Source organism: Pseudoalteromonas sp. NEC-BIFX-2020_015 (assembly GCF_012952265.1).
Taxonomy (GTDB): Bacteria; Pseudomonadota; Gammaproteobacteria; order Enterobacterales; family Alteromonadaceae; genus Pseudoalteromonas; species Pseudoalteromonas neustonica.
In genome coordinates, this window is the sequence record NZ_JABCJL010000016.1 from 111,520 (window position 1) to 122,488 (window position 10,969).

At 35.7% G+C, this 10,969-nt stretch carries 10 protein-coding genes; 8 read left to right on the forward strand and 2 right to left on the reverse strand.

What is annotated here, in order from left to right:
• The 3 genes from HH219_RS13350 to cas6f are packed head-to-tail and all read left to right on the forward strand — an operon-like array spanning position 1 to position 3,679.
• On the forward strand, positions 1-2,052 hold the full coding sequence (locus tag HH219_RS13350) for a type I-F CRISPR-associated protein Csy2 (protein WP_169327736.1): 2,052 nt from the start codon (positions 1-3) through the stop codon (positions 2,050-2,052).
• Positions 2,052-3,080, forward strand: a complete 1,029-nt coding sequence (csy3, locus tag HH219_RS13355; RefSeq protein WP_169327737.1) for a type I-F CRISPR-associated protein Csy3 — start codon at positions 2,052-2,054, stop codon at positions 3,078-3,080. The genes HH219_RS13350 and csy3 overlap by 1 nt, the downstream gene beginning before the upstream one ends.
• Positions 3,077-3,679 (forward strand): type I-F CRISPR-associated endoribonuclease Cas6/Csy4, encoded by a 603-nt coding sequence (gene cas6f, locus HH219_RS13360; RefSeq protein ID WP_169327738.1) that lies wholly within the window; start codon positions 3,077-3,079, stop codon positions 3,677-3,679. The genes csy3 and cas6f overlap by 4 nt, the downstream gene beginning before the upstream one ends.
• A gap of 718 nt (positions 3,680-4,397) precedes the next feature.
• On the opposite strand, the gene HH219_RS13365 is transcribed toward cas6f, so the two are convergent.
• Positions 4,398-5,273, reverse strand: coding sequence for a WYL domain-containing protein (locus HH219_RS13365; protein WP_169327739.1), 876 nt, complete (start codon positions 5,271-5,273; stop codon positions 4,398-4,400).
• Between the two features lie 328 nt (positions 5,274-5,601).
• Between HH219_RS13365 and HH219_RS13370 the strand changes: the two genes are divergently transcribed.
• From HH219_RS13370 to HH219_RS13385, 4 genes are all read left to right on the forward strand, one after another.
• The gene (locus tag HH219_RS13370; RefSeq protein WP_169327740.1) at positions 5,602-6,474 is read left to right on the forward strand and encodes a hypothetical protein; all 873 of its coding nucleotides are present in this window, start codon (positions 5,602-5,604) and stop codon (positions 6,472-6,474) included.
• A gap of 127 nt (positions 6,475-6,601) precedes the next feature.
• On the forward strand, positions 6,602-7,258 hold the full coding sequence (locus HH219_RS13375) for a hypothetical protein (RefSeq protein WP_169327741.1): 657 nt from the start codon (positions 6,602-6,604) through the stop codon (positions 7,256-7,258).
• 18 nt (positions 7,259-7,276) lie between these two features.
• Positions 7,277-7,561, forward strand: coding sequence for a hypothetical protein (locus tag HH219_RS13380; RefSeq protein WP_169327742.1), 285 nt, complete (start codon positions 7,277-7,279; stop codon positions 7,559-7,561).
• Positions 7,562-7,688: 127 nt separating this feature from the next.
• A complete protein-coding gene (locus HH219_RS13385) occupies positions 7,689-8,744 on the forward strand; it encodes a DUF2974 domain-containing protein (protein WP_169327743.1) in 1,056 nt (351 codons plus the stop codon).
• A gap of 498 nt (positions 8,745-9,242) precedes the next feature.
• Here HH219_RS13385 and HH219_RS13390 read toward each other — a convergent pair whose 3' ends face one another.
• Positions 9,243-10,214 carry an integron integrase gene (locus tag HH219_RS13390; protein WP_054455168.1) on the reverse strand — a complete coding sequence of 324 codons (972 nt, stop codon included), beginning with the start codon at positions 10,212-10,214 and terminating at the stop codon, positions 9,243-9,245.
• Between the two features lie 232 nt (positions 10,215-10,446).
• Between HH219_RS13390 and HH219_RS13395 the strand changes: the two genes are divergently transcribed.
• Complete coding sequence (locus HH219_RS13395) at positions 10,447-10,845, forward strand: hypothetical protein (RefSeq protein ID WP_169327744.1); 399 nt, start codon at positions 10,447-10,449, stop codon at positions 10,843-10,845.
• Positions 10,846-10,969: the final 124 nt, after the last annotated feature.

A 10,969-nucleotide genomic window follows, 5' to 3' on the forward strand; every position in this document is an offset into this window, starting at 1 on the left:
ATGAACTTACAAAACGCACTCGTAATTGAATCACTAAAAGAAAAAACCACAACACTTAGAAAGTTGTTTGCCTCATATACGCCTTGCATTGCGGTAGATGGCTTTGAAGAACAAGCGCTGACTGTGCTCATTAACCTAGTTTATAAGCGAAGTGAGATTGATGATTTAACAAGTGTAAGAACTGCTAAAAGTGTATTACGCGATGAAGTGTTATTGAGTAAGTGCATTAACGAAGTGAAATGGTTTCATACTCATAATTTAAAATACCCTGATATACGAGTAAGCCATCAACGTTTAATTAGTGAAGTTGTAAGTGAAGATATTGCGGGTATTTGTAGCCGGTCATTACCTTTAAGTTTTGGCTGGTCGCACAACAGTGCTGAAATTAATCATGCAAAGTTATTTTTAACCTCATTTAGTTGGCAGGGCGAAGTGACTTGTTTAGCAAAGTTATTAATAACTGAAGAGCCTGTTTGGATTGATTTAATCAGAGCCTACGAGTTTACTAAAAAGGCGGTTTTAGAAATCGCGGGTAAAATAAAACAGCAGTTGCCAGTGGTAGAGCTCCCATTAGAAGTAAGCTCTTTTTCACCACAATTACAAATGCCATTTCAGCAAAGCTACCTTGCGGTTACGCCTGTAGTAAGCCACGCAATGCTGGCTAAAATTCAGCAATTAACAACAGATCGTAAGTTAAATTTTGCTTTAGTTGAGCAGTCAAGACCTGCCAATGTTGGCGATTTAGCAAGCTCAGTAGGTGGTAATATAAGAGTCCTGCGTTACTTTCCTAAAACATATTCAAAGGCTGTTAACCGCTCTAAAGTAGCCGATAATGATATAGAGAAAGCATTTAAAATTCGTGCGCTATTAAGTAGTCAATTTCAACAGGCGCTTTTGGTATTGGTTGGTATTAAACAGTTTAGTACGTTGAGGCAAAAGCGATTAGCGCGAGTAGCGGCTATTAGGCAGGTACGTGTTAGTTTGCAGTTATGGCTTGATAACATTCTGGAAGCTAAAAATAACGTGCAAGAGCAAGCTTACCCTGAGTGGGCAAAGCATTACTTAGATCAGAGTATTACTAACTGCATTAGCCAATTTAGTAACGTACTAAATGAGAGCCTTGGTAATTTAAGTAAGCTCAAACGCTTTGCGTATCACCCTAATTTAATGGGGCTGTTTAAAACGCAGTTAAACTATGTATTTACTCATTGTACAACTGAAGAAGAAACATTAAATGATGAGCAAATAGTGTATGTACATTGCCAAGATATGCGAGTGTTTGATGCTGAGGCAATGGCTAACCCATATATTCAAGGTATGCCGTCACTTACAGCTTTAAATGGGCTTGCTCATAACTTTGAGCGTAAGCTAAAAAACTTTATAGACCATTCAATTAAGTGTATTGGCAGTGCTATTTACATTGAAAACTATCAATTACATACAGGTAAACCATTACCTGAGCCAAGCAAGTTAAAACAAGTTGCTGGCCGTAGTCATGTAATAAGAACTGGTATTATCGATAAACCCAAATGCGACATAACACTCGATTTAGTATTTAGGCTTTTTGTACCAAATACTGAGCTTTTAGATAAGTTAAATAGTCAGCTTATAAAGCCCGCACTACCATCTATGTTTGCGGGCGGGACTATGCATCCACCTTCGTTATATCAAAATATAGACTGGTGCCATGTGCATACTAAACCGAGTGAACTTTTTAAAAACCTTAAAGCAAAATCGTCAAATGGCAGTTGGTTATATCCTACAAAAAAAGTAGTTAAAAGTTTTGAACAATTAATTGATGCCCTTAACGGTAACTTTAATTTAAGACCCGCTGCAATTGGCTTTGCTGCGCTTGAAGAACCCGTAAAGCGAGATGCAGCATTACATGAATACCATTGTTATGCTGAACCCGTAATTGGTTTGTTAGAGTGTGTTAGTAATACATCAGTAAAGTACGCTGGGGCTAAGCAGTTCTTTCATGACGCATTTTGGGTTATGGATGTTCAAAAAGAGTCTATGCTTATGAAAAAGTCTAAGTTTGAGTATGAATAATGCAATTACCTCGGCACTTAAGTTACACGCGTTCGCTTTCACCCAGTAAAGCGGTGTTTTTTTATAAAACACCAGCGTCTGATTTTGAACCGCTACAAATAGAGCAAAATAAATTAGTTGGGCAAAAGTCAGGGTTTGGTGATGCGTATCAAAAGCAAAATGAGGCTAAAAACTTAGCGCCACAAGATCTCGCTTTTGGGAACCCACAAACAATTGATGTGTGCTACGTGCCTCCAACAGTAAATGAGCTAGTTTGCCGTTTTTCACTCAGGGTTGAGGCCAATAGCAATGAGCCACATGTTTGTGATGACCCTAAAGTTATTTATTGGTTAAAACGTTTTTTTGAAACCTATAAAAAGCACAATGGCCTTAATGAAGTGGCAACTCGCTACGCTAAAAATATACTGATGGGCAACTGGCTTTGGCGCAACCGCCAATCACCAAATGTTGATATTGAAATCCTCGCAGAACATTTAGACCCAATAATTGTTGAAGGTGCACAAAAATTAAAGTGGCAGGGCAATTGGCAAAATAATCAAACAGCACTAACAACATTAGCAGAAGTTATTCAAGAAGGGCTTAGCAACCCTCAAAGCTACTGTTATTTAGATATAACCGCCAAAATTAAAAATGCATTTAGCCAAGAGGTTCACCCTAGTCAAAAGTTTGTAGATGCTGTTGAACAGGGCATGTCATCTAAGCAACTTGCATATACTCAAGTCGGCGATAAAAAAGCAGCAAGTTTAAACTCGCAAAAAGTAGGCGCTGCTATTCAAACTATCGATGATTGGTATGACGGAGGTTACAAACCATTACGAACTCACGAGTATGGTGCAGATAAGCAAATATTAGTTGCACACAGAACACCTAAGACCCATTCAGACTTTTATTCATTACTCCCGCGTATTGCTTTGCATATTAAGTACATGGAAAAGCATGGTTTAGAGCAAAGTGAAGATTCAAACGCAGTTCACTTTATTGCGGCAGTGTTGATCAAAGGTGGCTTGTTCCAAAGGAGTAAAGCTTGAAGCGCTATTATTTTACCATTACCTATTTACCTAAAAATTGTGATGTAAGCCTTCTAGCTGGCCGTTGTATCGGTATTTTGCATGGGTTTATGAGCTCACGTGAAATAAGTAATATTGGTGTGTGCTTCCCTAAATGGAATGAGCAAACAATAGGTAATGAATTAGCGTTCGTATCAACAGATAAAAAGCAATTAACCAATTTATCTCAGCAAAGCTATTTTGAGATGATGGCTCATGACAAGTTATTTGGCTTATCAATAATACTCGAAGTACCAACAAACCAAAGTGAAGTCATGTTTGTTCGCAACCAATCGGTAGCTAAAGCATTTGTGGGTGAAAAGCAAAGGCGATTAAAACGCGCTAAAAAACGAGCTGAAGCTAGAGGCGAGATTTACAACCCTAAATACCAATTTGAGGCAAAAGTCATAGGTCACTTTCATTCAATACCTGTATCAAGCAAAAGCAACGGGGAGAATTTTATACTTCACATACAAAAAATTGAAAATACTGAGTCCATAAAAAATCAATTCAATAATTATGGCCTTGCTACAAATCAAACATTTCAAGGCACTGTTCCCTCTTTGAATACCCTTTTTTAATAGTTATAAAACACTCTTTTAATTTTCAATGGGTTATCTGGTTGATTAAAAAGGGGGAATCATTTAAAAATGATTTAACATTTTGGTATTTATAGAAATTTAAACTAACCTTTATAGTGAACTGCCGAGTAGGCAGCTGGAAATTATGTTAACTTGATTACCCTTTATATCCAGAAGTGAACTGCCGAGTAGGCAGCTGGAAATATACACAAGCGCTCTCGATTTTCTAAATCACCGTGAACTGCCGAGTAGGCAGCTGAAATTAGGCCAGGAATTGAACAACCACAAATTGTGACTCTTAACTGCCGAAAAGGCAGAGGCTAAATAAAAAGACCCCAGCAAACGCTGGGGTCTTTTTATTCAACTTTAATTAAGGTATGAGCTATTTGTGTTTATTCATACTTGATCTATTTCTTGTTTCACAGATCTAAGCCATAAAGTTTTTCGTTACTGCTCAGTTTTTCAAAATGCTTAGAAAAATCCTGTTCTAAATTAGAGTTTATAGCTTCGTCAAAATTATTCATAAATACAACTTGTTCAGCTGCGCTAAGATCATCTACGGACAGCCGACCATCTAATGCAGCTTTACATTTTCGTAATCGAAACTCGCCAATTTATCAATGGTGTTGCTGGTTTTTATTGTTTTAGCCATATGAAACTCTAAAGTATAAGTAGGTGTCATCTTCTAATAATATTATTAAGTTGCTTATAAATACAACTATTCTTCTTCAAATCCATCGAAGTATGGAGCCATGTTTAGTCCTCCGACTCCATATAAAGAGAGCCTGTTTTTTAACCTTAATCGAAAATGTTTGTCTGCTGTTGGAATTCTCGCACAATCGACGTAGAGGTTTTTTAAAAAATACCCGGCTGATGAAGCTCTAATCCTCTTTTTTAATACACCGTCGATCATATTGAATTCATTTGTTACACCTCGAGTGTCTTCCAAGCTAGGGTGAGGAATTATTTCAAGATCAATTTGTCTGTTCCATTGAATATCTTCCGTTTTAAGCTCAAGCTTATTAGGTGTCTCTTTTTCAATTATCTTTGCGCCGAGAAACCGAGATATAACAAAGTCCCCAAACCTATTTTTACATCTATCAAATGCTCGCACATGCCATCTTGAACCATTATACATATATGAATGCGGAACTAAGTTCTTGGTACTAGAGCCGCTAGAATTGGAAAAGTATTCGGCTTCTAAAGCTCTTTGCGAAAGAATTGCTTTTGTTATTTCAGTAACAATCCTAAGATCCGGCTCGTCAATGATATCAAGGGTTTCATTTGAAACATATGAATGGGTGAAGCTTTGGATTTCTTTACCAGTTAGTTGAGCTAAGACTTCAGAGGATTTAAATTTAAACAGTGGCTGCCAACTATCGCTAAGTACATAACTTTTAGAACTTGATGTATCCGAGATATTATTAGGCATTAGCTTCTTATACTCCGCTATATCTCTACTTGCAGCAGCTGTTCCTACTCCAAATTTCTTAACAAGATCCGCTCGAGAAAAACTACCTAAAAATCTTAAACAAAATTCTATATAAGTTAATCTTGAAACTTGTGCGGCTGGTAAGTGCTTGAGGCTAATCATACTAAAATGACTCCAACATTTGTGTTCCCCTACAAATATCACAGAGTAATCAATGGTACAACATTGAGATTCAATATGAACCTTTAAAGAACAAAAAACAAACCACAAAAATATATTGACCGAATCATAATGATACTGTAGTTTATAAATCATACTGTTTGTGGTTGTGTTTTGACCGCGCCTTAATTACAGAATTCTAACGATTTGTTTAAGTCATAGCTGGATTGACTCATCAGGTCAGTAGTGAGTACTGGGTTAATAGTATTGATGATACGAGAGATCACTATCGCTTTAGAGCTATTTATTTAAATCAGGAATATATGAAAAGATGTGGAAAAATATATTAGTCGCAGCATTGAGTGCATTATTTACGTTTGCAGGTAGTTACTACTTTTATTCTGAGAGCTTAGCAATATCAAAGTTAGATTTACACAAAGATTATGACGATAACTACTTCTCAAAACCTAAATTCCCTTCCGATGATATAATTCTCACTGTGAATAAGATAGAAAAAGAAAAGATTGGTTTATTGCAAATCTCACTACTTAACTATACGGCTAAAGATTACTTGGATATTCCCATAAATTTTAAATTAACACCTAAAGAACTATCTAATTTTAAGGTATTAGCTTATTCAGTTGTAGGGCATGGTGATGTAAATGACCTCGTTAAAGAGCCAAAAAAAATGGAATTTGATGGTAACTCGTTTAATTTCTCCTTCAAAGTTTCAGCCATCAATCGGACTGAAAAATCAGACTACGGTATTCAACTTAGAATTTTATTTGAAGGTACAGAGGAACCAAACATTAGAGCTTTTGCTAAAGGAGTTGGAATAAGAGATTTCGATATAAATAATAGCCCATATCAAGAGACTATAAGTAAGAAATCATTATTGATATTCATAGGAGCTTTAGTTTGTTTCTGTTTAGTAATGTTTATTCTGATGATTTTTATTTTAAATCCCGTGATGTCTATTCTGACTCGAAAATCGGACATAAAAAGTCGTCAAAAATATGCAGAATCTCTCTTTTTAGCGATCAAAAACGAAAATTTACTACCTGGTAAAACTGATCCTCAAATTGCAGAGTTTATTGCTGATATGCTCCACAGAAGACAATGTGAATGGTGGGATAAAAGATCCCCTATTGCTAAGTGGAGTTTAGGATTAATGGCTCCTGAGCGAAAAGAACATTTATTTTAATTTATTACCTGTTGTTATTTATGTTTTTGGTTGGTGGTCGAGATGTAATTCTATAATTGGAAGTAAATTAAATCAGTTTAAATTTACCTTAAATACAATTGAGAATAAAAAAGAAGAGAGTTGAAAGATGCTTAAAATAATTAAAGTAACAACATTATCTGTACTTATTGCAGTCACGGGGTGTGTATCAATTCCTTCAGAAGCTCCAGAATTATCGGTTGAGTTAGGTAAGCGAATTGCTGCAATTGAAGAATCAAATATCACACTTTTAAATAGATTCTTTGATCAGAAGCGAAAAGAAGTGGATAAGTTTATAGAGGAAGAGTGGGTTCCTGAATTTGCAAATCACTTCTTTTCCAATAAAACAATTTCTGATGCTTGGGAAACGATTGTTAGTGAAGATGATAAAAAGCAAAGATTACTGTTTTTAGTAAAAACTGGCCCAAGACTTATAAAGAAAATCAATGAAAAAAGACTAGAGCTAATTCAGCCCCTTGATGCCCTTGAAAGACGTATTGAGCTAAAAATTAGAGAGGAATATACGCAGGCTAGATCGATCAATAATAGTATTACTAGTTTTTTATTATCCGCATCTAAGGTCGCAGATAATAGGAATCGATACTTAGAAATGGTTAATACAACCGATGCGAGCATAGGAAGGTTGATTGACGAAACAGATGATGCGGTTTCTGTTCTTATTGAAAAGAAAGATATTTTGGAAGATAAATCAGAACGTTCACAAAAATTTTTAGGTAAAGTCCGAGAAATACGAGATTCTATTTAATTAAGGGGAGAGATTAAAATGACGATAAATTGGGATGAATTTGATAGTGAGATCGATTTAATAATCGAAAATTCTGCTGAGGCTACAGATGAAAAATTAGCATCAAGTATTTCTTCAATTACTCGAATGACTGATGAAGAAGTTAAGGAGTTATTTCCTAGCCCAGCAGATGTAAAAAAACTTACCGAATTAATGAAAATAGTTAAATCTTCGCAAAATAGAAACGAGAAGATTAATCATATCGTTGCTAAATCTGAAGAGTTGGGCGGTGTGATTTTATCCCTTTTACAAAAATTTGCTTAAGTGAATCAAAAGTAGAAGGTTAAGTTTAGCCTAAAAACACTCTTAGACAGCAGCAGTCTTGTTCTAATTACAGTTTAAAACAAGTTGTACCAAGAAGTTAATTTAGATATTAATAGGAATTGAGATAATGTCAAAACCAATGATAAGTACTACTGAGGAATTAGAACAAGCTAAAAGCTTATTAAGTAAAACAGTGCCTATGTACCGTAGGGCCTATAGTGATAGAACAGCATGGTTAATGGCATGTTTTGCTGAGCTGGCTTATGTTAGGTTTAACCCTCCAGTTATTAATGATGTTCTCAGACTTAAACTAGAAAAAATTTTTTCTTCAAGTAAAAATAGCGACAGTCTTCTAAAAGGTGCAATCCAATTAGCTGTTGATAAGTTTACTTATGATCACAATGAAGAAAAAATCTTACTCGAAAATCAGCTAAAACTTATAGATGCTGAGCTTGTATCAACTTTTAATGCTCAAGGAAGCCAAGCAGTTCTAATTAAAACTAATGAATTTGTTGTGCTATCCTTTCGTGGTACTGAGCCAACAGAGTTAAAAGATATAAAATCGGATGCAAATGCTGTTTTGACGAGGTGTGTGACTGAAGGAAGGGTGCACTCTGGCTTCCATGATGCTTACAACCTCATTGAGATGGAAATTAATAAATCACTTGAGCAATTCAAAGAGTTACCTCTTTTTATTACAGGTCATTCACTTGGCGGCGCGCTTGCGACAATAGCTGCAAAGAGGATTAACCACAAAGGAGGTAATGCTGCGTGTTATACATTTGGCTCTCCTAGAGTATCGGATGATCATTGGCTTATGACAATGAAAACACCTATCTATAGAATTGTAAATTCGTCAGATGGTGTAACTATGGTCCCGCCCGCAGATGTTTTTATCACAACTACCTCTTGGTTTTTAGGGTTTATTCCCGCCATAGGAGATAAGCTTAAGTCTGGTCTTCGCGAAAAGTTTGGTCAATATATTCATGGTGGCGATATGCGCTTTCTAACCAACGTTAAGCCTGGAGAGTATTATAAAACTCGCTTGTTAACTCACGTAGATATTTGGTATCGGCTGAAAGGTTGGATGAGAAAACAGTTTACTTGGAAGAAATTTGGTACTGATCACAGCATGAGAGTATACCGCTCAAAGCTTGCATTTGTTGCTTTAGATAGAAATTAATTTCGAAGCGTAATTATATATTTTTGGCTTCAATTAAAGGGTCTGAAACGACCCTTTAATTAATAACGTACGATCTCTTTAAACATGAATTTACTCCTACTTTTGTTCAAAAATATCTACGCTTGATGTCGGACTCTCTAGCGAAATTTATTACAGCTCAAAATGACACATCGCAAGTCAGTATGCTTTACTTTATTAATCTCGTTGCTTGAGCTAAATTCGGAAACTTTATGCCATTATAAGCTTCAATTTTATGTCAACTTATACTTCACTTGCAATGCTGTAGGTCAGTAAAAGCATATGTTGTTATGCCAACTTATACTTCAAACAACATTGGGTGTTGTAAATTTCCTTTTTCATACTATCTAAAATTACCAATACTATTTTCTCATATTGCGCTTTTGGTAAATCCTCGTCAAAATTGTAATGGCATCATTTTTAATCAAATAGGCGTGCTTTTTCATCATACCTTTGCCGTGAAGTGAACATTGATAAAGTTTAAAATATTTTACTTAATGGACTAATTACACCGTTCGCTCCTTGCTGTAAAACATGGGTATATATTTGCGTTGTTTTGACATCTGAATGGCCAAGCTGAGCTTGAACTGTTCTGATATCGGCACCACTTTGCAATAGATGCGTTGCAAATGAATGGCGTAAGGTATGCGGTGTTATTATTTTTGTTAATCCCGATTTTTGAACGGCTTTTTTTATTTCTTTTCTTATACACGAATGATGAAAATGATGTCGTCTTATTTCACCACTTTGAGGATCTGTGCTTAATATATGTGAGGGAAATAAATACTGCCACGCAAGTGATTTTGAGGCAGAAGGATATTTTTTTGTTAAAGCATAAGGCATCCATACGCCAGTATATTCCGTATTATTTAAATCAAGTTTTAGATAGTCATCAACCTGCAGAATTTGATTTCTCAGCATAGGAATTAGCTCGGTGGCCAATGTTACAATACGGTGTTTATTACCTTTGCCATTCCATACTTGAATACACTTGTAATCAAAATCAATATCTTTCACTCTTAATTGTACCGCTTCCATTACTCTTAAACCACTCCCGTACATAAGGCTTGCAATAAGGTAATAACGCTTATTTAAATGAGTCATAAGCAGCTTAACTTCTTCTGGCGTCATAACTACAGGTAGTTTTGCTTGTTTTTTACTGCGAGCAAAATTTAAGTTTAACGACAGCTCTTTTTTTATTATGTGCTTGTATAGAAATGACAATGAATTGAGTGCCGTGGCTTGCGTTCGTGGTGCAACGTTTTGTTTTAACACTAAGTACTCTAGATAGCGCTCGACTTCATTGTCTCCCATTGAGGCGGGGTGGCGCTTATCATGAAAATGGATATAAGATGCAATCCATCTCAGGTACGTGTCCACGGTACGTAATGAATACTGACGTACCAACATATAATCAGCGATATAATTTAAAAATGGAGAGCGCGTTTTCATGTCATCACCAATATCGATTACTGTATAAATATACAGTCTAGTTGTTTTACTCCCATATTCAAGAAAAAGAGCGTCGAGCGTATTTTCTTTTTCTGATTATATTTAGTACCAAGAAATAATTATAGCTAGCAATGGGTTAAGTTATTTGTTAAAAAAGACTTATTAAATACATGAGCGTGACTTCGGCAGAAATATGCGCGACGCGCGCACTATAAAATTGTTAGGTATCGCAATGAAGTTTGCCATCACTTTAATATCTTTATTTTGTATATCCACAAGTGTTTGGTCTTGCTCTTTTCCCATGAGCGGGGAAAAATATAATAAGCAAATAGAAATTATCAGCACTAAAGATGCAGGTGTTTATAAGTTCATTATTCCATCCGAAATGGAAGGATTAAATGAGCTTGAAGTTAATTTGGGTTACTCACCTAAAAATACTGAGGGTTTCAAGTTTATGCAAGAATCTCTAAAACTTGATTTTAAGGTTATTGATGGTAACGCCGTAGGAACTTTTACAGTGGTGCATAAAGAAAATCTATTACCATTCTTGCATGTTATGTGGTGGCCTGAAACTGCTGGATTATGTGGAGTGGCGGCAAGTAGTGACATTATTGGTGTAAGCAATACCTAACAACACGCCCTGAGGTGGACAACTAGTAAAATTTAGCTATTTATTGCAAATTTTAACAGCGGCGAACCTCTTCTTTTTAGTGCTTCTAAATATGTTGATTCGTTGTAAGGTGTATGTGTCTTCC

Coding starts and splice junctions, on each gene's coding strand:
- HH219_RS13350 (WP_169327736.1), top strand. CDS start 1: ATGAACTTACAAAACGCACTCGTAATTGAATCACTAAAAGAAAAAACC.
- HH219_RS13375 (WP_169327741.1), top strand. CDS start 6,602: ATGCTTAAAATAATTAAAGTAACAACATTATCTGTACTTATTGCAGTC.
- HH219_RS13390 (WP_054455168.1), bottom strand. CDS start 10,214: ATGAAAACGCGCTCTCCATTTTTAAATTATATCGCTGATTATATGTTG.
- HH219_RS13370 (WP_169327740.1), top strand. CDS start 5,602: ATGTGGAAAAATATATTAGTCGCAGCATTGAGTGCATTATTTACGTTT.
- HH219_RS13365 (WP_169327739.1), bottom strand. CDS start 5,273: ATGATTAGCCTCAAGCACTTACCAGCCGCACAAGTTTCAAGATTAACT.
- HH219_RS13385 (WP_169327743.1), top strand. CDS start 7,689: ATGTCAAAACCAATGATAAGTACTACTGAGGAATTAGAACAAGCTAAA.
- csy3 (WP_169327737.1), top strand. CDS start 2,052: ATGCAATTACCTCGGCACTTAAGTTACACGCGTTCGCTTTCACCCAGT.
- HH219_RS13380 (WP_169327742.1), top strand. CDS start 7,277: ATGACGATAAATTGGGATGAATTTGATAGTGAGATCGATTTAATAATC.
- HH219_RS13395 (WP_169327744.1), top strand. CDS start 10,447: ATGAAGTTTGCCATCACTTTAATATCTTTATTTTGTATATCCACAAGT.